The 23,443-nt window shown below is 65.1% G+C and carries 20 protein-coding genes, 1 tRNA gene and 1 pseudogene; 12 read left to right on the plus strand and 10 right to left on the minus strand.

Translation table 11 applies throughout. The features are described 5' to 3' along the window. Window positions 1-22: 22 nt before the first annotated feature. Together J7355_RS05290 and mvaD are read right to left on the minus strand one after the other, a co-directional pair. On the minus strand, window positions 23-1,069 hold the full coding sequence (locus J7355_RS05290; protein ID WP_209060602.1) for a hypothetical protein: 1,047 nt from the start codon (window positions 1,067-1,069) through the stop codon (window positions 23-25). Window positions 1,070-1,073: 4 nt separating this feature from the next. Further along, window positions 1,074-2,060, minus strand: coding sequence for a diphosphomevalonate decarboxylase (mvaD, locus tag J7355_RS05295; RefSeq protein WP_209060604.1), 987 nt, complete (start codon window positions 2,058-2,060; stop codon window positions 1,074-1,076). A gap of 163 nt (window positions 2,061-2,223) precedes the next feature. Between mvaD and J7355_RS05300 the strand changes: the two genes are divergently transcribed. Next, window positions 2,224-3,693, plus strand: coding sequence for a hydroxymethylglutaryl-CoA synthase (locus J7355_RS05300; RefSeq protein ID WP_209060605.1), 1,470 nt, complete (start codon window positions 2,224-2,226; stop codon window positions 3,691-3,693). Window positions 3,694-3,754: 61 nt separating this feature from the next. On the opposite strand, the gene J7355_RS05305 is transcribed toward J7355_RS05300, so the two are convergent. After that, window positions 3,755-4,795, minus strand: a complete 1,041-nt coding sequence (locus J7355_RS05305) for an NADP(H)-dependent aldo-keto reductase (protein WP_209060611.1) — start codon at window positions 4,793-4,795, stop codon at window positions 3,755-3,757. Between the two features lie 43 nt (window positions 4,796-4,838). Further along, a complete protein-coding gene (locus J7355_RS05310) occupies window positions 4,839-5,723 on the minus strand; it encodes a phosphoribulokinase (protein WP_209060612.1) in 885 nt (294 codons plus the stop codon). 230 nt (window positions 5,724-5,953) lie between these two features. On the opposite strand from J7355_RS05310, the gene dctP reads away from it, so the two are divergent. Next, the gene (dctP, locus tag J7355_RS05315; RefSeq protein WP_247739781.1) at window positions 5,954-7,162 is read left to right on the plus strand and encodes a TRAP transporter substrate-binding protein DctP; all 1,209 of its coding nucleotides are present in this window, start codon (window positions 5,954-5,956) and stop codon (window positions 7,160-7,162) included. Between the two features lie 604 nt (window positions 7,163-7,766). Here the strand turns inward: dctP and J7355_RS05320 are convergent. From J7355_RS05320 to thiS, 5 genes and pseudogenes are all read right to left on the minus strand, one after another. Beyond that, complete coding sequence (locus tag J7355_RS05320; protein WP_209060613.1) at window positions 7,767-9,050, minus strand: TRAP transporter large permease; 1,284 nt, start codon at window positions 9,048-9,050, stop codon at window positions 7,767-7,769. A 45-nt stretch (window positions 9,051-9,095) separates the two neighbouring features. Beyond that, window positions 9,096-9,794 carry a TRAP transporter small permease gene (locus J7355_RS05325; RefSeq protein ID WP_209060614.1) on the minus strand — a complete coding sequence of 233 codons (699 nt, stop codon included), beginning with the start codon at window positions 9,792-9,794 and terminating at the stop codon, window positions 9,096-9,098. Window positions 9,795-10,141: 347 nt separating this feature from the next. After that, window positions 10,142-10,822: a tRNA (guanosine(46)-N7)-methyltransferase TrmB gene (gene trmB / locus J7355_RS05330; RefSeq protein WP_348523000.1), complete on the minus strand. Its 681-nt coding sequence runs from the start codon at window positions 10,820-10,822 to the stop codon at window positions 10,142-10,144. 66 nt (window positions 10,823-10,888) lie between these two features. Further along, a complete protein-coding gene (locus J7355_RS05335) occupies window positions 10,889-11,683 on the minus strand; it encodes a thiazole synthase (protein ID WP_209060785.1) in 795 nt (264 codons plus the stop codon). A gap of 18 nt (window positions 11,684-11,701) precedes the next feature. Next, a pseudogene (gene thiS / locus J7355_RS17995) lies at window positions 11,702-11,887 on the minus strand (sulfur carrier protein ThiS); the annotation flags it as partial. 213 nt (window positions 11,888-12,100) lie between these two features. Between thiS and J7355_RS05345 the strand changes: the two are divergent. The 10 genes from J7355_RS05345 (at window position 12,101) to J7355_RS05390 (ending at window position 21,692) form a co-directional block, all read left to right on the plus strand. Then, window positions 12,101-14,332 (plus strand): AsmA family protein, encoded by a 2,232-nt coding sequence (locus J7355_RS05345; RefSeq protein ID WP_209060618.1) that lies wholly within the window; start codon window positions 12,101-12,103, stop codon window positions 14,330-14,332. Window positions 14,333-14,384: 52 nt separating this feature from the next. Then, the gene (locus tag J7355_RS05350; protein ID WP_209060620.1) at window positions 14,385-14,909 is read left to right on the plus strand and encodes an SRPBCC family protein; all 525 of its coding nucleotides are present in this window, start codon (window positions 14,385-14,387) and stop codon (window positions 14,907-14,909) included. Next, window positions 14,881-15,960, plus strand: a complete 1,080-nt coding sequence (mutY, locus tag J7355_RS05355) for an A/G-specific adenine glycosylase (protein ID WP_209060621.1) — start codon at window positions 14,881-14,883, stop codon at window positions 15,958-15,960. The genes J7355_RS05350 and mutY overlap by 29 nt, the downstream gene beginning before the upstream one ends. After that, a complete protein-coding gene (locus J7355_RS05360) occupies window positions 15,957-16,229 on the plus strand; it encodes an oxidative damage protection protein (RefSeq protein WP_209060623.1) in 273 nt (90 codons plus the stop codon). Before mutY ends, J7355_RS05360 begins: the two co-directional genes overlap by 4 nt. An 80-nt stretch (window positions 16,230-16,309) precedes the next feature. Continuing rightward, window positions 16,310-16,385, plus strand: a tRNA-Phe gene (locus J7355_RS05365). A gap of 148 nt (window positions 16,386-16,533) precedes the next feature. Further along, complete coding sequence (locus J7355_RS05370; RefSeq protein ID WP_209060625.1) at window positions 16,534-17,130, plus strand: GNAT family N-acetyltransferase; 597 nt, start codon at window positions 16,534-16,536, stop codon at window positions 17,128-17,130. Between the two features lie 106 nt (window positions 17,131-17,236). Further along, window positions 17,237-18,451: a glycine betaine/L-proline ABC transporter ATP-binding protein ProV gene (gene proV / locus J7355_RS05375; protein ID WP_209060627.1), complete on the plus strand. Its 1,215-nt coding sequence runs from the start codon at window positions 17,237-17,239 to the stop codon at window positions 18,449-18,451. Further along, the gene (locus J7355_RS05380; RefSeq protein WP_247739782.1) at window positions 18,451-19,395 is read left to right on the plus strand and encodes a proline/glycine betaine ABC transporter permease; all 945 of its coding nucleotides are present in this window, start codon (window positions 18,451-18,453) and stop codon (window positions 19,393-19,395) included. Before proV ends, J7355_RS05380 begins: the two co-directional genes overlap by 1 nt. Window positions 19,396-19,459: 64 nt before the next feature. After that, window positions 19,460-20,341: a glycine betaine ABC transporter substrate-binding protein gene (locus J7355_RS05385; protein WP_209060629.1), complete on the plus strand. Its 882-nt coding sequence runs from the start codon at window positions 19,460-19,462 to the stop codon at window positions 20,339-20,341. Between the two features lie 166 nt (window positions 20,342-20,507). Continuing rightward, window positions 20,508-21,692 carry an MFS transporter gene (locus tag J7355_RS05390; RefSeq protein WP_209060630.1) on the plus strand — a complete coding sequence of 395 codons (1,185 nt, stop codon included), beginning with the start codon at window positions 20,508-20,510 and terminating at the stop codon, window positions 21,690-21,692. 5 nt (window positions 21,693-21,697) lie between these two features. On the opposite strand, the gene J7355_RS05395 is transcribed toward J7355_RS05390, so the two are convergent. Beyond that, complete coding sequence (locus J7355_RS05395; RefSeq protein WP_247739783.1) at window positions 21,698-23,437, minus strand: ABC transporter ATP-binding protein/permease; 1,740 nt, start codon at window positions 23,435-23,437, stop codon at window positions 21,698-21,700. Window positions 23,438-23,443 lie beyond the last annotated feature (6 nt).

The following is a 23,443-nucleotide window of genomic DNA, read 5'->3' on the forward strand; positions in this document are numbered from 1 at the left end:
TTTCGATGTGGGGTGCAACATGCTATCGCACCTGCCGCGAATCCCCGATGTCGGCGCTGTCGATACGGACGCCGGCGGCGCCGAACATCAGGTCCACGATTTCTGCGCCGGCCTCGATGAGGGCGCGTCGTACTGCCTGTTCATTGGGGCCGCGGGCAACGAAAACCAGCCCTACATCGCCGCCGCCGGCGCCGGATGTCTTGAATACGCCGCCCGCGTCGGCGACGAGATCGGCGAGCGCATGATGCTGCGCGGAGACAATGCCGGCCTTCGCATGCGTATCGAGCGTACACAGCGCAGCAAAATAGGCGTCGGCAAGCGCCAGAAAATCGTTTGTGTCGGCCAGGCGCCGGGGCGCGGTTGCCGCAAGCTCGGCCAGGCGCCCGATATCGTCATTGTAGGCCCGGGGATGGGCTGAAGCGTAGGCGCGCACCCGGCCCACGAGGTCCGGTGTACTGGCGCCGGTGCCCGTCACAACCGCGAACGCGGCGAGATCGGCGGGCCAGGCAAGCGGGGTCGGCTCGGCGTCGCGCGTATAGCTGATCAAGCCGCCATATACCGCACTCGCCACATCGCCGCCGCTGCCGGCGCCGTCCTGCGCGTGCCGGTGGGCGCGAATGGCCGCCGTTGCAAGCGTGCGACGCGTGAGCGGCACACCGGCGTAATGCGCGAGTGCGGCATACAGCGCGGCGGCCACGGCAGCGCTCGACCCCAGTCCGAGCTTGTGGCCGTCGCGCGCGAAATCGGCGCTGTCGATGGTGATATGCACCGGCGTCGGCTCGATATCGGCGGTATTCAGGAAATCCTCGCGCACGGCATCGAACACGCCGAGCCTGGCTTCCACGTCACGCGCGAAAGCGGGGCGACGGCTTGCGTGCGGGCCGAGATCGAGCCTGTCGAGCCCGAGGTTCGGCGCGGTCAGCGACCAGCGCCCGCTGGGCGCGCGCGCCACGCGAACATGCACGCGCCGATCGACCGCGGTCAGCAGTGCGGGCGCGCCATCGAGCACGGCGTATTCGCCGATCAAGAACAGCTTGCCCGGCGCGCTGGCGTCTACGGCTTTCGGCATGCGTTCAGTCGAGGACGTAGGCGGCCGGGCCGAGCGCGCTGCGGCGCGTGTCGAGCACGCCGGGTACAGCCGCCAGTGCCTGTTCGACGGTCGCCGCGTGCTCCGGTTCGCAGATCGCCTTGACCTGCGGGCCGGCGTCGATCGTGAAGTAAACGGGAACGCCCTCGCTGCGTAGCGCGCGTACCGCCTGCATGGCCGCGACGGTGGCCGGGTTCCAGTAGAGCAGGCCGGGGCGGGTCGACAGCATGAGGCCATGCAGCTTCAGGCAGCTCATCTCGGCCAGCGCGCCTAGCGCCTCGAAATCGCGTCCGCCGATCGCCTCGCGCATGGCCGCGAGGTCGTCCTCGGCATGCAATACCCAGGCATCGTAGTAATCCGATCGTTCGGCGAGCCCGCTCATGCCGACCGACGAATTCACGGTCTTGGGGGCGCGCTCGGTGATGGCCACGATCACTTCGAGTGGCCAGTCGGCGCTGTTCGCGATCGGTTCGGCGAATGCGTCCTGGCCGTCGTCGCGCGTGCCGCGATGCATTTCCACCAGCCCGCCGAAGATCGAACGTGCCGCGGAACCGGAGCCCTGGCGGGCGAGAATCGACAACGCACGCGGGTTTGCCTCGAGCCCGGCCGCGCGGCTGGCGGCAAGCGCCAGCGCCGCGAAACCCGACGCCGACGACGCTAGTCCCGCGCCGGTCGGAAAGTTGTTCCAGGATTCGACCCGCGCGCGATAATCGATGCCCGCCCGAGCGCGCACCCGGTCGAGAAACGCCGTGAATGGCGCCGGATCGACCTTGCGGCCGCCGATATCCACGCTGTCGTGTTCGGCGCCGGGAAAGAAGCTGACCCGCGTGTCGGTGTACAGCGCGTCCAGGGTCATCGAAATCGAGCCCACGGCCGGCAGCTTCAGCCGGTCGTCGCGTTTGCCCCAGTATTTGATTAGGGCGATGTTGCTGTGGGCGCGGGCAGTGCAGCTATGGGTCGAGCGGGCGCTCATGCCGTGGATGTGGCAACGGTTTGAAACGAGGCGCAAGGATACGCGATAGCGCGCGCGTCGCCCATTTGCGGGCTGCGATGCAGGGTGCAGCATTTGCTAGCATACGAGCGAATAGATTTCCGTCTGCCGCGATCGGCAGCGCCGCGATTCAACGAGAAAGCCGATGCCTGGAATCAGTGGACTGGCACTCTATCTGCCGCCATACCGTGTGCAGCTTGCCGACTGGTGTGAATGGAACGACCAGCCCTGGGACAAGATCCGCAATGTCGTCGGGCGCAGTTTCCGCATGCGCGGCCCGGAGCAGAGCGTGTACACGCTCGGCGCGAACGCAGCCTGGCGGCTGATACAGGCCTACGATATCGACCCGCGCGAGGTGGGTTACCTGGCGCTCGGCACCGAGTCGAGCAGCGACAATTCCGCGGGCGCGGTGATCGTGAAAGGCATGCTCGACGACGCGCTGGCCGCGCACGACATGCCGGCGATGTCGCGCGAATGCGAGGTGCCGGAGTTCAAGCATGCCTGCCTGGGCGGCGTGTATGCCATGAAGGCGGCGCTGCGCTATCTCGCCACGGACGGGGCGGGGCGCAAGGCGATCGTTGTGTGTTCGGATATCGCCGAGTACGAACGCGGCAGCAGTGGCGAACCCACCCAGGGCGCCGGCGCGGTCGCGATCCTGCTGGAAGCCGAACCGCAATTGCTGCACGTCGATCTGTCGCGCGCGGGTAGCGCCTCGGATTACCGCATGGTCGATTTTCGCAAGCCGTTCGCGCGTTTTCGCGATCAGTCTCCGCGCACGGACGGGCAGATGCAGGATCTGCCGGTGTTCAACGGCCGCTATTCCACCAGCTGCTATGTCGACGCCACCCGGCATGCCATGAACGCAATGCTTGCCCGCCAGCCGGATCGAAACCCGGATTATTTTCATGCGGTGGACGCGGTATTCATGCATCGGCCCTATCACCGCATGCCGGCCGCCGGCTGGGCCATGGCCTGGCTGTTCGCGCTGGCCGACGGCGACGATGCCGCGCGTGCCGAGCTGCGTGAATACTGCACGGCCGCGGATATCGACCCCGAAGCTTTGTTCGCCGAGATCGCCGGCGCGGCGCCGGACATGCGTCGGCGCGTGCGCGAAGGCGCCAGCGGCGACGATGCCTTTCCGCTGGCGAGCCTGCTCCTTCGCCACCTGCGGCGCACGGACGTCTGGGATCGCGTGGTCGCCGGCAAGCTGTCGCTCGGCAGTGAGATGATGCGCGATCTGGGCAATCTCTACACCGCGGCACTACCGGCCTGGCTTGCCGCGGGGTTCGTCCAGGCCGCCGAGGACGGCCTCGACCTGGCCGGCCAGCGCTGGCTTGCGCTGGGCTACGGCAGCGGCGATGCCGCCGAGGCGCTGCCCATGCGGGTGGCGAGCGACTGGCGTGCCGCAGCGATGCGGATCAACTTTCATGAGGCGCTCGGCACGCCGAAGGATCTCGATCACGATCAGTACGCCGCGCTCCACGATGGTCGCCCGGCGGCGTTGCAGCCGGTGCCGGCGCACGACGAGTTCGTCGTCGACCATATCGGCGAGATCGACCGCCCGGATTTTCGCGACACCGGCATCGAGTATTACCGCTACGTCGCCGCGTCCTGAGATCGCGCCATCGCGGGCCGGTTTGAAACCGACCCGCGATGGCGTCCGCCGGCGGGCCTGTCTAGGGGCAGGGGTTCGGATTGTCGGCGTGGATTGCCTCGATCGATTCGATCAGCTCGTCTGAGAGCTCCACGTCGGCGCTGGCGATATTGGTTTCCAGCTGTTCCATCGTGGTCGCGCCGATGATGTTGGACGTCAGGAAGCTGCGGCTGTTCACATACGCCAGCGCCATCTGCGCCGGATCGATGCCGTGTTTCTGCGCGAGCGCAACATAGTCGGCCGTCGCCTGGGTGCCGCGCGCATTGGTATAGCGCGAGAAGCGCTCCCAGCGCGTCAGGCGGGCGCCCTCCGGCGCCGCGCCGTTCAGATACTTGCCGGTGAGCATGCCGAACGCCAGAGGCGAATAGGCCAGCAGTCTGACGTCCTCGCGCTCGGCGCATTCTGCCAGGCCGGCTTCGAAGGTGCGGTTGAGCAACGAATAGGGGTTCTGAATCGAGACCACGCGCGGCAGGTTCTCGGTTTCGGCCGCGCGCACGTAGCGCATCAGACCCCACGGCGTTTCATTGGAAATGCCCACACAGCGAACCTTGCCCTCGTCGACGAGGCGGCCGAGCTCGCCGAGGGTCTCCTCGATCGGCACGGCGTCGTCCTCTTCGTTATGGACGTAGCCGCGCTTGCCGAAGGTGTTGGTCGAGCGATCCGGCCAGTGCACCTGGTAGAGGTCGAGATATTCCGTGTGCAGGCGTTCGAGGCTGGCTTCGATCGCGCTGCGGATCTGGCGCGGTGTGAGGCGCGTCTCGAAGCCGTCGCGCAGGTAGTCCATCTTCGAGCGGCCGGTGACCTTGCTGGCCAGCACCACGTCGTCGCGTCGTCCCGATGCCGCCAGCCAGGAGCCGATGTATTCCTCGGTGCGGCCCTGGGTGTCGGCCTTGGGCGGCACGGGATACATCTCGGCGGCATCGATGAAGTTCACGCCCTGGTCGAGCGCGTAGTCGATCTGGCGGTGGGCCTCGTCCTCGGTGCTCTGCTCGCCGAAGGTCATGGTGCCGAGACAGATCCGGCTGACGTCGATATCGCTGCGGCCGAGTTTGCGGTATTGCATTGCAGTCTTTCCTGAGCGTTGGTCGAAGGGCGGCGCGGGGCGTCTAGCGCGACAGCGCGGCTTCGCGCTGTTCCAGCAGCCGCCGGATGATGGGGCCGATGATGATCTCGATCGCCATGCGCATCTTCGTGCCGGGCACCACCACGGTGTTGGGCCGCGACATGAATGACCCGTGGATCATGGTCAGCAAGTACGGAAAATCAACCGCCCAGCGGTTCGGATCGCGAAAGCGGATCACCACCATGGATTCGTCGGCGTTGGGTACGTCGCGCGCCACGAACGGGTTGGACGTATCCACCAGCGGCACGCGCTGGAAGTTCACGTCCGTACGCGAGAATTGCGGCGTGATATAGCGCACATAGTCCGGCATCCGCCGCAGGATCACCTTGGCGACGTCTTCGGGGGCATAGCCGCGCACGTCGATATCGCGCCGGATCTTCTGGATCCATTCCAGGTTGATGGTCGGTACCACGCCGACCATGAGATCCACATGCTGCGCCACGTCGATCTGGTCGGTGACCACGCCGCCGTGCAGGCCCTCGTAGAGCAGCAGTTCGGTGTCGGACTCGATCGGTGCCCAGTCGGTGAAGGTGCCGGGCTCGCGGTCGAACTCGGCGGCTTCGATCTCGTCGTGCAGGTAGCGCCGGGTTTCGCCGGTGCCACTGACGCTGTATTCCGCAAACAACGCCTCCAGCCGGTCGAGTACGTTGGCGCCCGGGCCGAAATGGCTGAAGTTCTCGCCGCGAATCGTGGCGCGCCGCACGGCCTTGGCCATCTCCGGGCGGCTGTAGGCATGAAAGGCGTCGCCGTCGATGAAGGCCGCTTTCACGTGCAGCCGATGAAATATGTGTTCGAAGGCCGTACGCGCGGTTGAAGTGCCGGCCCCGGACGAACCGGTCACCGCCACGATGGGATGAATCACGGACATGATGACGACAACTCTGAAGACAGGCGGGCCGCGGCGCAAATCATGGTTCGGCCAGGCCGAGAGCCTGGCTGGCGTGACCGGCCGACGACGGGAAAGGCCCGAAGATACCACCGACAAGCCGCTTCGCGGCAGTCCGGGATCGGCTGCATGCACCGATGGTTGGCTTGACAGCCACGGCCGGATGCCATGTAGTGAATTCGAGTAATCATCCATCAGAACTAGGGGGAATCATGCGCCTGATGAAGGCTTTTTCTACTTACTGTGCCGTCGGGCTGACCGCGCTGGCGCTCACGGCCTGCGGACAGTCGTCGTCCGACAGCGAATCGTCGGACGATAGCGCCGACGCGTCCGAGAGCTCGCAGACATGGCAGTTCGGTCTTGAGGAAATTGAAGGCAGTGTTCAGCACCAGTACGCTGTCGAATTCAAGGAGATGATCGAGGAGAAGAGTGGCGGCGACGTGACCGTCGAGCTGCTGCCCTACGGCAAGTGGGGTTCGAGCTATTCGGCGCTCTACGACGCGATTCAGGGTGGTTCCATCCAGATCGGTTTCGGTTCCGGCGCGCTGGGCGGCACGGTGCCGGAGTCTCAGCTGCTATCGCTTAACTTCGTGACGCCCGAGGACGAGCGCCAGGCCGCCGAAGTACTGAACTCGGATGCCTTCCTCAAGAGCGATGCATGGCAGACCTCCTTCAAGGAGCGTGGTCTGGTGCCGTTGGCCGAGCTCACTGAGGGCTATCAGGTCTGGACCGCCAACAAGGAAATTCACACGCCCGCCGATATCAAGAATCTCGGCATTCGCGTGATGGACAACAGCCTGCTGCGTTCCACTTATCGCGCGTACGGCGCGTCGCCGATCACCATTGCCTACGGCGAGCTCTACAGCGCGCTTCAGCAGGGCCAGGCCGATGGCAACATCCAGCCGGTGTTCGCGCATGAGGAAATGGGCTTCTACGAAGTTCAGGACTACATGATTTTCGCCAAGCAGTCGCAGTTCGTGGCAACGCTGATGGGCAACCTCGATTGGTGGGAAGGCCTGTCGGACGAGCAGCGCACGATGGTCAATGACGTGACCAAGACGCTGGTCGATCGCGGCTATGAGATCCAGAAGAAGTTCAACGACGAACGTCTGGAAACCATCAAGGAAGACGATATCCAGATCATCGAGCTGTCCGACGAGGAGCGCAAGCGGTTCCGCGAGATGTCCATGCCGGTACGCGACGTGTTCGTCGAAGAAGTCGGCGACCGTGGCAAGGCCGCCCTCGACACGCTGCTTGCCGAAACCGAGAAGGTCAGCGGTAACAGCAGTAACGACAGCAGCGCCAGCAGCCAAAGCGATGCGAGCGGCGACGACGCCAGTGCAGACGCTGAAAGTGGTAGCGGCGGTGAAAACGCGATGGAAGACGAAGAAAGCATGGAAAGCGCTGAAAGCGCCAACTGATGCGTTTCGACGCGACATGATTGTCGCCGCGCGGGCTATCACGCCTGCGTGAGTCACGCGCAAGACCCGGCCGGGTGCGGTGGTAAGACCACTGGCCCGGCCGGGTTTTTTTATGCGCGTCATGTGCGCGTTCAAGCCGCACGACGGCGGTTCGTCCAGGCGCGCTGTCTGGCCTTCGGCGGCAAGGGTTAGTAGGGCCTTCGCGAATAGCGCCATGGCGCACGGGCGTGGCGGCTTCGGGTCACAGCATCAGCCCGCGCAGCCCGGGTCGGCTGATCGTAGGTAACGTATGCACCCGGCTGCGACATGTCAGCCCGGCAGAACGGCCGCAGCTGTGTCGGCGTCAGTCGATCGCGGCTCGAGGCGTCATGCGTTTGCCTACCGCCTTGAATCCGCATGGGTGCGCCGTAGCCGGCCCAGGTCGCCAACGACGTAAGGCGAGAGCGGTAAGCCGCGCTTGCATGTCGGCAACGGCTTGGAGCGGTTCGCAGGCCGTCGGATCGGTCGTGGTTGGCGGATATGGGGCAGGCATGCAGGCAAAACGCCGTGCATAAAAAAAGCGCCGACCGCGAACACGGTCGGCGCCAGATACCAGCGTGTTTTTCTACTGGCCGCCGAGAGACGGCAGGAACAGCGAGATCTGCGGGAACAGGATCAGGATGAATGTGGCCAGCATCAGGATGGCGATGAACGGCGGAGTGCCGCGGATCACGTCCAGATAGGGCCGGCGAAATACAGCAATGGCGGTAAAGATATCGCAGCCGAAGGGCGGCGTCGCCGAGCCGATGGCCGCCTGCAGGGTCACGATGACGCCGACATGGACGGGGTCGAGCCCCGCCGACTGCACCAGCGGCTTGAAGATCGGCACGAGGATCAGGATCACCACGATCGGGTCGACGAACATGCAGCCGACGAAGAAGGCCGCTGCGATGAGTAGGAGCGCGAGCACCTGATTGTCGCCGATGGCGTCGACCGCCGGGCCGAGGATCTGCTCTGGCACACCGGCGGTGCCTAGCGTCTGTGAAAACGCCGCGCCGATGGCCACCAGAATGAACACCACCGCCGTGATCATGCCGGTCGATAGCGCCAGCGAGCCGAGGTCGCGGATCGAGACCTGTCGGTAGATGACCACTTCCAGAAGCAGGGCGTAGGCGACCGCTATGGCAGATGCCTCGACGGCGCTGAAATAGCCGCCGTAGATACCGCCGACCACCAGGATCGGGAAACCGAGCGGCAGGATAGTCTTGCGAAATGCGGTGAAGCGCTCGCTCCAGCTGGCCTTGGGCTCCGGCTGGATATCCTTGATACGCGCGCCGACATAGCAGTAGAACGAGAACATCCCGAGGATCAGCAGGCCCGGCAGGATCCCGGCGAGGAACAGATCGCCGATCGAGGTCTTCATGACCACGCCGTAGACGATGAAGCCGATACTGGGCGGAATCAGCAGGGCAATGTCGCTGGCGTTGATGATCAGCGCCAGCGCGAAGCTGTCGGGATAGCCCTTGGCGAGCAGGCGCGGGCGCATCGGCCCGCCCATGGCGACGACCGTCGCCTGGGTCGAGCCGGACACCGCGCCGAACAGCGCACAGGAGGCCGCGGTCGTGATCGGCAGGCCGCCGCGCAGATGCCGGGTGAAGGCATCCACGAGATCGAGCAGGCGGTTCGCCGTATGGCCCTTGGTAAGGATGTCGGCGGCAAAGATGAACATCGGCACGGCGGCCAGCACCCAGCTGCCCACGCCGTTGATCATCCAGCTCACGGCCTGGTCGGGGCCGAAGAACGTCATGTTCGTGAACATCATGTACAGCGTGCCCACGGCCAAGGGCACCATCATTGGAAATCCGAGCATCAGCAGCACGAGCATGAGCAGGCCCAACCCAATCAACATCCCGCGTCCCCCAAGGTCTTCGTAATCCGGTATCCGTGCGCCATATCAGAGGCCATGCGGTTCGTCGGGCGCATGGGCCTGGCCGCTGCCGTCGAGCGGCACGTCGCTATAGGTTTCTTTCTCGGTGAAGGAGCGGTAGATGTCGTCACTCACGAGATTGCGGATGGTGGTGAGCAGGTACTGGACGCCGGCCAGCGTGAACCCGATGGGTAGCGCCATATTGATCATCCAGAACGGCACATGCAGCGACGAACTGGTACGCCCGCGCTCCTGCAGCACCATCACGTATTCCGCCGATTTCCAGGCGAAAAAGAACATCAGCGCGCCGGTGCCCAGGCAGATGATGATCAGCAACGCCTTGCGTGGCCAGCCGCTGAGCTGATCGTAAATCGCGGACATGCTGATATGCCGTGCGCAGCGCGCGGCGTAGCCGACGCCGACAAAAGTCATGATTACGATCAGCATCTGAGTGACTTCTTCGGTGCCGGGAATACCGCTAGGAATGCTCGCGTTGACCTGGGCTAGCCATGTCAGTCCTGGATAGTCCTGGTAAGAGGCCAACACGTTTGAGATTAGTCTGCTGACGACGTGCAAACTCATCAGTCCGGCCATGGCAAGCACGCTGCCGGCGACAACGACGCGCTCCAGCCACCCCAGCCCCAGATCGATCGCGTTGAGCACGGACAGGATCACGTTACTCTCCCGCGGTGGGCTGTGTGGGTCCGCGTTATCCGGGTCTGCCATTGTCTCGCCTCGTGCGATTGAACGATTCGGGGTGCGACAGGGACGTCGCCGTGCCGGCCGAACCGCATCTATTCGACGGCCGTGTGCAACGGACTGCCGGCGTTACTGTTCCGGTTGCCGCAACTCGACCGATCCCTTTCTCGACGGTACAGGCATCGTAGAAACCCCGCCACTCGCCATTCGGCCAATGCGCAGCGTCGCGCGTATGCGATACGCATCGTCCATTTTGGTGATGCAAACGTGATGCCAATCAGCAGGGTGCGGCGGTTTCGACAGCCGGCCGAACCTGTGCGCAGGCTGCGCGACCGATGCGTTCAGCAATAGTCCGAGGGCTTTTCCGGCGGGTTTTAGCGGCGGCGATACGCCATGTCGAAGACCTCGTGGCCCTTGCGGCGCCCACGGGCTTCGAAGCGGGTGCCGGCCCGCGGCGGCTCACTGACGAAACCGCCGACGTCGCCCACGTTTTCGAACGCTTCGTGCGCGTCGAGCACCTCGCGCATATGTTCGGCGTAGTTGGCCCAGTCCGTTGCCAGGCGCCAGAGTCCGTTCGGCTTGAGTACCCGGGCGATTTCGTCGGCAAAAGCCGGCTGGACGATACGCCGTTTGTGGTGGCGTTTCTTGGGCCAGGGGTCGGGGAAATACAGCAGCACGTTGTCGAGGCTGTCGTCGGCGAAGCCGGCCTTGAGCACGTCCACGGCGTCGAGGTTGAACACCCGGGCGTTGCCCGCGCCAGCGTCGTCGAGCGCACCCAACAGACGGCCGACGCCGGTGAGATAGACCTCGATGCCGATGAAGTCCTCGTCGGGATGCCGGATGGCCAGATCGGCAAGCACCTCGCCGGCACCAAAGCCGATTTCGAGCGTGCGCGGTGCGGTGCGGCCGAAGATTGCGTCCCAGTCGAGGGGGGCTGTCGGCATCGCCAGACCGTAGCGCGGCCAGAGATTGTCGAGGTTGCGCTGCTGGCCGGCGGTGAGCCGGCCTTCGCGGCGGACGAAACTGCGGATACGGCGATCGTGCGTCGTGTTCACGCGGTGCAATCCTGGTACGGCACGGGCCGGCCGCGGTGAAGCGGGTGGCCCGCGCAGGTGAAAGGCCTAGAAGGGCAGGTCGCTCATCGGCGAGGATGCCGAGGCATAGCGGCGCCGCGGCATGCGCCCGGCCAGAAATGCCATGCGGCCGGCGATCACTGCGTGGCGCATGGCCTGGGCCATGAGGATCGGCTTGTTGGCATGGGCGATGGCCGAGTTCATCAGCACGCCGTCGCAGCCCATTTCCATCGCAATGGAGGCATCGGAGGCGGTGCCCACGCCGGCATCGACCAGCACCGGCACGTTGGCGTTCTCGACGATCTCGATCACGTTGTAGCGATTCTGGATTCCCAGCCCCGAGCCGATCGGCCCGGCCAGCGGCATGATCGCCACACAGCCGATGTCTTCCAGGCGGCGGGCCGCGATCGGGTCGTCGCTGGTATAGACCATCACCTCGAAGCCGTCGTCCACGAGTTGCTGCGCGGCGACTAGGGTCTCGCTCATGTCCGGGTACAGCGTCTTTTCGTCGCCGAGCACCTCGAGCTTCACCAGGTTATGACCGTCGAGCAGCTCGCGCGCCATGCGGCAGGTACGCACGGCATCCTTGGCGGTATAGCAGCCGGCAGTATTGGGCAGCAGGGTGTATTTGTCCTGCGGCAGGATATCCAGCAGGTTGCGCTTCTTGGCGGCTTCCGGATCGGACAGCGCCGGGGTGCGGCGAATCGCCAGGGTGACGATTTCCGCGCCGGAGGACTGGATCGCGGCGTCTGCCTGGTCCAAATCGGCATATTTGCCCGTGCCGACCAGCAGGCGCGACTCGAACTTGCGTCCGGCGATGGTGAGGCTGTCGGATTCCGACACGGCCTGGCCACCGCCGATGGCGTGCACGATCTCGAGCCGGTCGCCGGCTTCGATCGATGTCCGGGCATGGTCGTCGCGCGGCACGATCTCGCCGTTGTGTTCGACCGCGATGCGCTCGTCAGCGTAGCCGAGCTCGTCGATCAGACGCGCGAGCGTGATCCGCTCCGCGCATTCCGTGGGTGCGCCGTTGACTTCAATCTGCATGATTGCCTGAGCACGTCGTCGAAAGTGGTTTGCGCGCTGTGGCCGCGCAAAGACGGTTAGAATAACGCGCCTCGGGCCGGTGTGCGACTTGCGCGCCGCAGCGTCGACGCGCCAAGGTTCTCGGGAACACGCCGGCCGGAAATGGGGTCCACTGGGACTTCACGCGGCGTGGCTGTTCGCCGTTTCGCTAATCCACAGTATGGCGTTGCCTGCATGAAACGTACCTTCCGGATTCTGCTTGCCGTGGTGGGCGTGCTGCTTGCGCTGATCATCGTCGCGATAATCGCGCTGCCGCTGTTGTTCGATCCCAACGACTACAAGGCCCAGATCAACGCGGCGATCGAGCGCCAGATCGGCCGCGAAGTCGATATCAGCGGTGATATCGGGCTTTCCGTCTTCCCATGGCTGGGCCTGGAACTCGGTCGGGTCGACGTCGCGAATGCCGAAGGCTTCGGCGACGAACCGATGGCACAAATGAACGCTGCCCAGATCAGCGTGAAACTGCTGCCGCTGCTCTCGCGCGATATCGAGGTCGGGACGGTGAGCCTCGACGGGCTGCGCCTGCGTCTGGCCCGCAACGACGAAGGCCGGAGCAACTGGGCCGATATCAGCGAGCATATCGCCGAAGGCCAGGATCAGGCGGCCGAGGAAGAGCAGACCGATGCCCCGGACGATTCCGAGGATGAATCCAGTTTCACGCTCGAATCACTGCAGATCGGCGCGATCGACATTCAGGACGCCGCGGTGTCCTGGCAGGACGCGACAACCGGCGCAGACTACCGCCTCACCGATGTCACCCTGTCCACCGGGCGTCTTGTCGACGGCGAGCCCGTACGGCTGGAGTTTTCCGGTGATGTGGCCGCGCCGGCGGAAAAGTTCGCGGCCGAGTTCAACCTGATCACGCGCATCGAACCGAATATCGCCGAGCAGTTCTATCGCTTCTCGGACCTCAGCCTGAACGTGCTGGCCAACGGTGAAGCGGTGCCGAACGGTCAGCAGCAGGCCACGCTTGGCGGCAACGGGGAGTTCGATGCCGCCGAAGGCCGGCTCAAGCTGTCGGGTGTTTCGCTGCAGGCGGCAGGCTTGAACGTGACCGGCAGCATGGACGGCACCGGGCTCAATGCCGAGCCGTCCTATTCCGGGCGGGTCACGGTCAAGCGTTTCGACCCGCGTTCGGTCATGCGCGAACTCGCCATCGAGGCACCGGCCACGCAGGATTCGGAGGCGTTGTCGTCGGCCGGTTTCGATGCCCAGTTCACCGCGAACAACGACAGCGTGCAGTTCAAGCAGGTGCTGGCCACGCTCGATGCCAGTTCGCTCAAGGGCTCTGCCGGGGTCGAGAACTTCGACAACCCGGCCGCGACCTTCGATCTCGATCTCGACGAGCTCAATGTCGACGATTACCTGCCGCCGGGTAGCGCCGAACAGGCGCAGACCGAGAAGCCGCCCGAAACCGGCGGCGGTCAAGAGCAGAAGGAAGCCGAGATCGACCTGTCCGCGCTCAAGGATCTGCGTCTGGACGGCAAGCTCTCCGCCGGGTCGCTTACCGCGGCGAACATCAACGTGACCAACGCCGAGCTCACGGTGAAGGCGCGCGACGGGGTGCTGACCATCGAGCCGCTCACGGCCGATCTGTACGAGGGCAATGTGCGGGTCAGCGCGCGCGTCGATGCTTCGAGGGACACCCCGCGCTACGCGCTCAAGGGCAACCTCAACGGCCTGCAGTTCCAGCCGCTGCTCAAGGATGTGGCCGACACCGAGCGCGTCGGCGCGCTCGCGAACATGAACATCGATGTCACCACCGCCGGCAAGCAGGTGGCATCCATGAAGCGTGCGCTCAACGGCACATTCGGTTTCGATCTGCGCGACGGCGCCTTCAACGGCTTCAACCTCGCGCAGGTCATCGCTTCGGCGCGCAGTCGTCTGTCCGGCGATGGCGCGCCCGAGAACGGCAGCGGTATCGGCGATTCCGAAACCACGCCGTTCAATCGCTTCGCCGCGTCGTTCAACGTCGTCGACGGCGTGATGGCCGGTCGCGATCTCAACCTGGTCACCAGGGTGCTCGAGGCCAGCGGCTCCGGCAGCTACGACCTGGGCAAGAACGCGCTCGACTACACGGTAAATGCCACGGTGCCGGAGAACGCGTCGGGCAAGCTGTCCGAGCTGGCCGGTCTCACCGTGCCGATCAGCCTGACCGGCAACCTCATGTCGCCGAGCTACAGCCTGGACGTAAAGAGCGCGTTGCGCGGTGCCGCCGAGAAGCGTCTCCAGGACGAAAAGGCGCAACTGCAGAACAAGGTGCGCGAAAAGCTCGAGGAGCGCGGCGCCAAGGTCGACGGCGAAGTCCGTGATCGCATCAAGCAGGGGCTGCAGGGTCTGTTTGGCGGCCAGAAGGACGCCGCGCCCGCGAACGAGAACACGGATTCTTCGCCCGACGCGCAATAGCCGGCGCATCAGGACTGCGCCGGCCGTCCTCGCGGCGGCGCTGCTGCTGGTCGTGACCGCGGCGCCCGCGGTCGTGATCGAGCGCATGCAGGTCAGCCGTGACGACACCCGCTATACGGTGGCGGCTGCAATGACGCTCGATGTGCCGCAGCGAACCGCGTTTCGTGCGGCGACGGATTACGAGCGCCTGCCCGAGTTCAACCCCAGCATCGTCAGCAGCAAGCGCTTGTCCGGGCGTCGCCTGCGCTCCAATATCCGTCTTTGCGTGGCTTTTTTCTGCAAGCAGATCGAACAGGTCATGCGCTACGGCGAGCAGGCGCCCGACACCATCGCCATGCAGGTCTTGCCGGGGGCCGGTGACTTGAAGGACGGCCATGCCGACTGGCGTTTCAGCGCGGATGAACACGGCGGCACGCGTTTGTTGTTCGATGCCGAAATCGAGCCGGCGTTCTGGGTGCCGCCGTTGATCGGCCCGTATCTCATCGCGCGTGAGCTGCGCCGTCAGGCACAGGTCACCGCGGAATCCATCGAACGTCTGGCTGACGACTATGAAAAAGACGACAGCACAGCCGACTGATCGCGCCCCCGAGGAAATCGCCGGCGCACTGCTGGACTGGTTCGATGTTCACGGCCGCCACGATCTGCCCTGGCAGCATCCGCGCACGGCCTACCGGGTCTGGGTGGCCGAGATCATGCTCCAGCAGACCCAGGTCACGACCGTCATCGACTACTTCAATGCCTTCATGGCGCGGTTCCCGGATATCGAGGCGCTGGCCGTCGCGCCGGGCGACGATGTCATGGCCTACTGGGCCGGGCTCGGCTACTACGCCCGGGCGCGCAATCTGCACGCTGCGGCAAAGGCCGTGGTCGCCGAGTATGACGGCGAGATGCCGCGCACGGTCGATGATCTCATGGCGCTGCCGGGTATCGGCCGCTCCACGGCGGGCGCGATCGTTGCCCAGGCCTATGGCGACTGGGCGCCGATTCTCGACGGCAACGCCAAGCGGGTGATTGCGCGTCTGGCGGCGATCGAGGCCACGCCGGGCACCGCAGCCTACGAAAAACCGTTGTGGCAACTCGCCGAACGCTATACGCCGCAGCGACGGGTGACCGACTACACGCAGGCGATCATGGATCTCGGCGCAACGCTGTGCACCCGCCGTCGCCCGGACTGTGCGCGATGTCCGCTGCGGGATCGTTGCCGGGCATACGCGCACGGCACGCAGGCGCGAATTCCCGCCCCGCGTAAGCGTGCCAAGCGCCCGCAACGCGAGACGCGCGTACTGGTTGTCTTCGACGGGCAGGGCCGCGTCCTGCTCGAAAAACGCCCGCCCGCGGGGATCTGGGGCGGGCTCTGGAGTCTGCCGGAAATCGCGGTCGATGCCGATATCGACGATCACTGCGAAACACGGCTCGGTCTCGCAGTCGATGCCGCGCATGAACGCGCGCCGATCCGGCATGGGTTCACCCATTTCGAGCTGCTGATTCACGCCACGCAGGTGCAGGTCTCGCATACGGCACGTATCATGGATGCTTCGCAGCAATGGTTTGCGCCCGATGCGCGCCCCGGCGTGCCGGCGCCCATTGCCCGTCTTCTCGATACGCCACAGAAAGCGCTAGCGCTATGAGCCACACCGTCCACTGCGTCAAACTCGACAAGGAAGCCGAAGGCCTGCCGCGTCCGCCGTTGCCGGGCGAGCTGGGCCAGCGCATCTACGACAACGTGTCGATGCAGGCCTGGCAGCAGTGGCTGGTCGAACAGACCCGCCTGATCAACGAATACGGGCTGCATCTGGCCGACCCGAAGGCGCGCGAGTTTCTCACCGAGCAGACCGAGGAATATTTCTTCGGTAGCGGCCAGACCGCCGAGACACACTACGTCCCGCCGGAACAGTAGAATCCGAAGCGGCCCGGGCGGTTGACGTTAGGCGCCCGGGCCGGTTTAATACGCGCTCCTCGAGATCGGTTCCACGATCTGGCCGGATAGCTCAGTTGGTAGAGCATGCGACTGAAAATCGCAGTGTCGGTGGTTCGATTCCACCTCCGGCCACCATATTTCCTCCTGTTTGTCTGACTGCGAATCGCGCCCCGATACGCGCGAACGCGGCGACGGCTGTCGCTTGATCCGGCGCCGCACGTGCATGATCACGATCGGCGGTCTTACACTGCCTGCGGTACAGGATCAGCCAGGCAGGGCATCGATGACGCAGCTCACCACTACCCGCTGCAGCGGCGCCGAGATCACCCCTCATGTGGATGCGCTTGCGGCACTGCGCATCCGGGTGTTTCGCGGTTTCCCCTATCTTTACGACGGCGACGTCGACTACGAGCGCGACTATCTCGCCACCTATGAGCGGTCGCCGCGTTCGCTCGCATTTCTGGTGTACGACGGCGATGCGCTGATTGGCGCGACCACCGCCTTGCCGCTCGCGGATGAAGAACCGGCCTTTCGTCAGCCGCTGGAGGATGCCGGCTTCGACGTGTTGCGTGTGTTCTATTTCGGCGAATCGCTGCTGCTGCCGGGTTATCGCGGCCAGGGCCTGGGCCATCGGTTCTTTGACGAGCGTGAAGCCTGGGCGCAGGCGGCAGGGGATTTTCGTCACGCCTGCTTCTGCGCGGTGCAACGACCGGCCGATCATCCGTTGCGTCCGCCGGGCTACGAGCCGCTGGACCGCTTCTGGCACAAGCGCGGCTACCGGCGCCGCGACGATATCACCGCGGTCTACGCCTGGCAGGATATCGACGCGGCGCGCGAAACCGACAAGCGCCTGACCTTCTGGCTGCGCCCGATCGATTGATTTCGCGGTGCGCCGGCTTGGCTGCACAGGGCAGGCGAACAGGACAGTGGTGCGAAACTTGCGTTAGGGTGAAAAGAGTTCGATCACGAGGCGTCGGGGGACGCGTTTGAGCACTAAATTATCCGTACAGCACGTCTACAAGGTTTTCGGCGCGCATCCCAGGCGCGCACTCGACCGCATCAAGCGTGGTGAGAGCAAGGACGAGATTTTCGCGGCCACCGGGATGACGGTCGGCGTATCCGATGCGAGTTTCGAGGTACAGGAAGGCGAGATATTCGTCGTCATGGGCCTGTCCGGCTCGGGCAAGTCGACCTTGGTGCGGATGCTGAACCGCCTGATCGATCCGACCGCGGGCGCTATTCGTATCGACGGCCAGGACATCACTCGCATGACGCGCAAGCAGCTCATCGAGCTGCGCCGGCGCGAGATCAGCATGGTGTTCCAGTCGTTTGCCCTCATGCCGCATCAGAGCGTGCTCGAAAACACGGCGTTCGGCCTGGCGGTGGCCGGGACCTCGCGCAGTCAACGCGAGGAGAAGGCGCTGGCCGCGCTCGACGCCGTGGGACTCAAGGCCAATGCGCACAGCTATCCGGACGAGCTGTCGGGCGGCATGAAACAGCGCGTGGGCCTGGCGCGTGCGCTGGCGGTCAACCCCGGCATCCTGCTCATGGACGAAGCCTTCTCGGCGCTCGACCCGCTGATTCGCACGGAAATGCAGGACGAACTCCTGCGCCTGCAGTCGGAGCAGGCACGCACCGTGGTGTTCATTACCCACGACCTGGACGAAGCCATGCGCGTGGGCGACCGGATCGCGATCATGCAGGGCGGTGCCGTGGTGCAGGTGGGCACCCCGGAAGAAATCGTGCGCGAGCCGGCGAACGAATACGTGCGCTCTTTCTTTCGCGGCGTGGACGTCAGCCATGTCTTCACCGCCGCGGATGTCGCGCGCAAGGACCATGTCACGGTCATGGAACGGCCGGGCGTGAGCGTGCGCGCCGCGCTCGAGCGGTTGCGCGAGCACGACGGATCGGCTGCCGTGGTTCATGATCGCAGCCGCAAGTACCAGGGCGTGGTCAGCATCGATTCGCTGATCGCCTGTATCGATGGCCTCGGCCGTCGCGAGGAGGGCCGTATCGAACAGGCCTTCGTCGCCGATGTGACGCCGGTCACCGCCGACACGCCGCTTACCGAATTGATGACGCAGGTTGCCGAGAGCCCGTACCCGGTACCGGTGGTGGATGGCGACGGCCGCTATCAGGGCACCATCTCGCGCGCGACGCTGCTGCATACCCTCAACCGTACCGACAAGGGAGCCGCCTAATGGGCCCGAATGTGGATATCGGCTCGTTCTGGCAGGCGCTCAAGGACGCGTTCGTGATGGAGCTGCCGATCGGCGAAGGCTTCACGGCCGTCGTCGATTTCATGCAGGAACACTTCGAGCTGTTCTTCGTGGCGGTGGCGAACACGATCAGTTTCGTGGCCGACAATCTCACCGAGTTCTTCAATTATCTGCCGCCGCAGCTGGTGTTCGGCGTGCTCGCCGTGCTGGCGCTCTGGCGCGTGGGCTGGCGGTTTGCCCTGTTTGTACTCGTCGGGCTGTATATCGTGCTTGGCATGGATCTGTGGCCCGAATCCATGGATACGCTGGGGCTGGTGATCGCGGCGACGCTGGCCGCGCTCGGCGTCGGCCTGCCGGTGGGCGTGGCCATGGCCAAGAGCGAACTGCTCGCCGCCGCCGTGCGTCCGGTGCTCGATTTCATGCAGACGCTGCCGGCATTCGTGTATCTGATTCCGGCGGTGATCTTCTTCGGCACCGGGCGCGTGCCGGGCACCATCGCGACGGTGATTTTTGCCATGCCGCCGGCCGTGCGGCTGATGAACCTGGGTATTCGCCAGGTTCCCACCGAGAACGTCGAAGCCGGGCGCGCCTTCGGCTGCAATCAGCTGCAGTTGTTGTTCAAGGTGGAGTTGCCGCTGGCGTTGCCGTCGATCATGGCCGGTATCAACCAGACCATCATGCTCGCGCTGTCGATGGTCGTGATCGCGTCGATGATCGGCGCCGGCGGCCTGGGCGATCCGGTGCTCGCCGGCATTCAGCAGTTGCGCCTGGGTACCGGTTTCGAAGGCGGACTCGGCGTGGTGATTCTGGCGATCATTCTCGATCGTCTCACCCAGAGTTTTGCGCAGCCGAACCGTCAGCGCGAAGGCGTTCTGACACGATTGAAACGGTTCTTCGGCCGCGCCGACGCGGAGCGCACGGCCTGAAGTTCACCGCGCGACCGGCAGGGTCGCGCCGAGGCACGAGATCATTCGAAGGGAGACCGAGACCATGAAAAACCATTCATTCAAGCACTGGCTGGGCACGGCCGCGATGGCCGCCGGCCTGACGTTCGGCACGCTGGGCTGTGCGCAGGCCGCGGACGACACCATCGAATTCGGCTGGACGGCCTGGTCGGACGCCGAGTTCATCACCAAGCTCGCCAAGCGCGTGATCGAGGAACATACCGATTACGACGTGAAGCTCACCCTGTCGGCCATCGGGGTGCAGTATCAGGGCGTGGCCAACGGCGACCTGGATGCCATGCTGATGGCGTGGTTGCCGGACACGCACGCCGACTACATGGCGCGGGTGAAGGACGACGTCGACAACCTGGGCACCATCTACGACAACGCGCGCCTTGGCTGGGTCGTGCCGGACTATGTGCCGGAAGATCAGCTGGCCTCGATCGAGGATCTCAAGAAGGACGCGGTCCAGGAAAAGCTGGACGGCAAGATTCAGGGCATCGACCCCGGCGCGGGGCTGATGCAGCTGTCGAACACGACCATCGACGACTACGGGCTGGATGACTACCGGCTGATCTCGGCCAGTGGTGCGGCCATGACCGCCGCGCTCGCGCGTGCCGAGAAGCGTGAGGAATGGATCGTGGTTACGGGCTGGACCCCGCACTGGATGTTCGGCCGCTGGGACCTGCGTTTTCTCGACGATCCCAACGGCACGCTGGGCGAGGCGCAGCATGTCGACGTGATCGCCCGCAAGGGTTTCAAGGACGACTACCCCGAAGTCGCGACCTTCCTGAGCAACTACAAGGTCGATCTGGAAGAACTCCAGGCGGCAATGTACGACGCGCAGGAAACCAGCTACGAGGAAGCGATCCAGACCTATATCGACGAGCATCCCGACCAGATCGAGAGCTGGTTCGAGGAAGGCTGATCGACGCCTGATCGTGTGATCGCAGACAGGCCCGGCAGTCGCCGGGCCTTTTTTCATGCGCGCGAGGTGGGCGTCGCGCGATGTCGCTGTATCATGAAGGCTGATGGTTTTTATTGTCTGGCCGGTGTCGTCGATGCACGGCCCCGCGGCTCGAGGGACGAGTTGAATGCCTGAAGCCGATCGCTCTGCCAGCGTGTTCTTCGCGGTGGCGCTGACCTTTGTCGTGACCATGATGGGTACCACGTTGCCGACGCCCCTGTATCCGATCTATCAGGATCAGCTCGGTTTCTCGCAGCTGATCATCACCGTGATCTTCGCGGCATACGCGGTGGGCGTTATCGGTGCTTTGATCGTCACCGGCAGCTGGTCGGACCAGATCGGGCGCCGGCCGATGCTCTTGGCAGGCCTGGCGTTCTCGGCGGCCAGTGCCTGTGCCTTTCTGTGGGGCGGCGGGCTCGCGCCGTTGCTGATCGGGCGCGTGCTGTCCGGCATTTCGGCCGGCATCTTCACCGGTACCGCGACGGTGGCCGTGGTGGAACTCGCGCCTGCCGCCTGGGCCGGCAGCGCCACGTTGATCGCGACCGCGGCCAACATGGGCGGACTCGGTTTCGGGCCGCTGTTTGCCGGCGTGCTGGCGCAGTACCTGCCCGCACCGCTCGCCCTCTGTTTCATCGTCGACCTGCTGCTGATCGCCTTTGCCGCGGTTGCGGTGATGCGGGCGCCGGAGACGGCCCACCGGCCCGAGCGCGCGCGCCTGCGAATCCAGTCGTTGCGGGTGCCGGCGCCAGTGCGTGGTGTATTCGTGCCGGCGGCGATCGCCGGCTTCGCGGGTTTCGCGGTCCTGGGGCTGTTTACCGCGATCGCGCCGGCATTCATGGGCGAGATTCTGGGCTATTCGAACCATGCGCTGACCGGCGCCGTGGTGTTTGCGCTGTTCATCGCGTCAACGCTGGGCCAGACCGGGCAGTCGCGACTGCCCGAGTCCTGGCGGTTGCCCGTGGGTTGTGCCGGGCTGATCGCGGGTATCGGCCTGGTGGCGTCGGCCATTCTGGGTTCGTCCCTGACGCTGCTGGTCTGCGGTGCGCTGGTGGCCGGTGTCGGCCAGGGGGTGGCGTTTCGGGCCGGCATGGGTGCGGTGACGGCAGCCAGCCCGGCGGCGCGCCGCGGCGAGGTGGCATCGACGTTTTTCGTCGTGCTCTATATCGCCATTTCGATCCCGGTGGTGGGTATCGGCGTCGCGGCCGACACGATCGGCCTGCGCGCGGCCGGAATCGGCTTCTCGATCGCCGTTGCGGGGCTGGCGGCGACAGCCCTGGTGAGCCTCGTGATTCGACGTCGCGCGATCGCCTGATCGGCCTAGGTTGGCGCCGGCCTCGACTCGCGTTGCTGCAGGCGCCACATGGCGGCGTAGCGGCCATCGGCGCGAAGCAGGGCGGCATGCGTGCCGCGCTCGACGACGCAGCCCTCGTCCATGACCACGATCTCGTCGGCATCCACCACCGTGGACAGCCGATGCGCGATGATCAGCGTGGTGTGGTCGGCTGCGAGTTCGGTGAGCGCGGCGGTGATTGCCTGCTCGGCGTGGCTGTCGAGCGACGAGGTGGCCTCGTCGAACACGAGAATGGCGGGATTCTTGAGGATGGCCCGCGCGATGGCGATGCGCTGTTTCTCGCCGCCGGACAGTTTCAGGCCGCGCTCGCCGACGAGCGTGTGCATGCCGTCCGGCAGGCGCGCGAGCAGGCCGTCGAGATGGGCCATTCGCGCCGCATTGGCGATTGCGGCCGGCTCGGCGTCCGGCTGGCCGTAGGCGATGTTGTATTCGATCGTGTCGTTGAACAGCACCGTGTCCTGCGGCACCACGCCGATCGCATCGCGCAGGCTGGCGACGGTCAGTTGGCGGATGTCGCTGCCATCGACGGTGATGCGCCCGCCATCCACATCATAGAAACGAAACAGCAGCCGGGCGAGGGTGGACTTGCCGGCACCGGATTGGCCGACGACGGCAAGCTTGCGTCCCGGGGCGATTGTGAAATCGACCCCACGCAGTATCTGCCGCGGAGGTCGGTAACCGAACTGCACGTTCTCGAAGCGAACCTGCGGGCGCGTCGCGGTCAGAGCACGCGCGCCCGGCGCATCGCCGATGCCCGGCTCGACGTCGAGCAGGCGAAACATGCGCGCCGTGTCGGCCAGCGATTTCTTCAGCTCGCGATAGACGAAGCCCAGAAAGTTGAGCGGCACGAACAGCTGGATCATGTAGGCGTTGATCATGACCAGGTCGCCGAGCGTCATCTCGCCAGAAACGACGCGTGATCCGGCGAGCATCATCATCGCGGTGATGGCGATCGCGATCACCGTGGCCTGGATGGTGTTGAGCGTGCCCAGCGACAGGCGCGAGCGGCGCAGGGCGGCTTCCCAACCGCGCAGTTCGCGGTCGTAGCGATCGGCCTCGTAGCGCTCGTTGCCGAAGTACTTGACCGTCTCGTAGTTGAGCAGGCTGTCCACCGCGCGGGTGTTGGCCTGGGCGTCGAGACGATTGGATTCGCGCACGTGGCGGGTGCGCCACTCGGTGAGCAGCGTGGTGGTGGCGACATAGACGACCACGCTCACAAGCACGATCACCGCAAACCACGCGCTGTAGTAGAACAGCAGGATGCCCGCGACGAGGGCGATCTCGAGCAGCGTCGGGATGATGTTGAACAGCATGAAACGCAGCAGAAAACTGATGCCGCCGATGCCGCGCTCGATATCACGCGACAGCCCGCCGGTGCGTCGCGACAGATGGAAATCGAGATCCAGCGCGTGCAGATGCTCGAAGACGTTGAGCGCGATTCGCCGCATCGCGCGCTCGGTCACCCGGCCGAAAACCAGATCACGCAGCTGACCGAACAGAACCGAGGCAAGACGCAGGGCGCCATAGGCCAGTAGCAGCGCAACCGGCAGCGCGACGCGCGCGCTTTCGTTGGCGTCGAGCGCGTCGACGATATGCTTGAGCACGATGGGCAGCAGCACCGTCGCACCCTTGGCGCCGATGAGTAGCGCCAGCGCAACGGCGACCCGCGTGCGGTGCGCCCACAGATACGGCCAGAGGCCGGACAACCGGCG

The organism is Endozoicomonas sp. G2_2, from assembly GCF_017744135.1.
Taxonomy (GTDB): domain Bacteria; phylum Pseudomonadota; class Gammaproteobacteria; order Nevskiales; family Salinisphaeraceae; genus Salinisphaera.

What these genes read in the sequence shown, in the direction of transcription:
- J7355_RS05305 (WP_209060611.1), bottom strand. Translation starts at nt 4,795, where the DNA reads ATGCAATACCGCAAACTCGGCCGCAGCGATATCGACGTCAGCCGGATC.
- J7355_RS05380 (WP_247739782.1), top strand. Translation starts at nt 18,451, where the DNA reads ATGGGCCCGAATGTGGATATCGGCTCGTTCTGGCAGGCGCTCAAGGAC.
- J7355_RS05290 (WP_209060602.1), bottom strand. Translation starts at nt 1,069, where the DNA reads ATGCCGAAAGCCGTAGACGCCAGCGCGCCGGGCAAGCTGTTCTTGATC.
- J7355_RS05360 (WP_209060623.1), top strand. Translation starts at nt 15,957, where the DNA reads ATGAGCCACACCGTCCACTGCGTCAAACTCGACAAGGAAGCCGAAGGC.
- J7355_RS05385 (WP_209060629.1), top strand. Translation starts at nt 19,460, where the DNA reads ATGAAAAACCATTCATTCAAGCACTGGCTGGGCACGGCCGCGATGGCC.
- J7355_RS05300 (WP_209060605.1), top strand. Translation starts at nt 2,224, where the DNA reads ATGCCTGGAATCAGTGGACTGGCACTCTATCTGCCGCCATACCGTGTG.
- J7355_RS05390 (WP_209060630.1), top strand. Translation starts at nt 20,508, where the DNA reads ATGCCTGAAGCCGATCGCTCTGCCAGCGTGTTCTTCGCGGTGGCGCTG.
- dctP (WP_247739781.1), top strand. Translation starts at nt 5,954, where the DNA reads ATGCGCCTGATGAAGGCTTTTTCTACTTACTGTGCCGTCGGGCTGACC.
- mutY (WP_209060621.1), top strand. Translation starts at nt 14,881, where the DNA reads ATGAAAAAGACGACAGCACAGCCGACTGATCGCGCCCCCGAGGAAATC.
- J7355_RS05370 (WP_209060625.1), top strand. Translation starts at nt 16,534, where the DNA reads ATGACGCAGCTCACCACTACCCGCTGCAGCGGCGCCGAGATCACCCCT.
- J7355_RS05310 (WP_209060612.1), bottom strand. Translation starts at nt 5,723, where the DNA reads ATGTCCGTGATTCATCCCATCGTGGCGGTGACCGGTTCGTCCGGGGCC.
- J7355_RS05320 (WP_209060613.1), bottom strand. Translation starts at nt 9,050, where the DNA reads ATGTTGATTGGGTTGGGCCTGCTCATGCTCGTGCTGCTGATGCTCGGA.
- J7355_RS05345 (WP_209060618.1), top strand. Translation starts at nt 12,101, where the DNA reads ATGAAACGTACCTTCCGGATTCTGCTTGCCGTGGTGGGCGTGCTGCTT.
- J7355_RS05325 (WP_209060614.1), bottom strand. Translation starts at nt 9,794, where the DNA reads ATGGCAGACCCGGATAACGCGGACCCACACAGCCCACCGCGGGAGAGT.
- mvaD (WP_209060604.1), bottom strand. Translation starts at nt 2,060, where the DNA reads ATGAGCGCCCGCTCGACCCATAGCTGCACTGCCCGCGCCCACAGCAAC.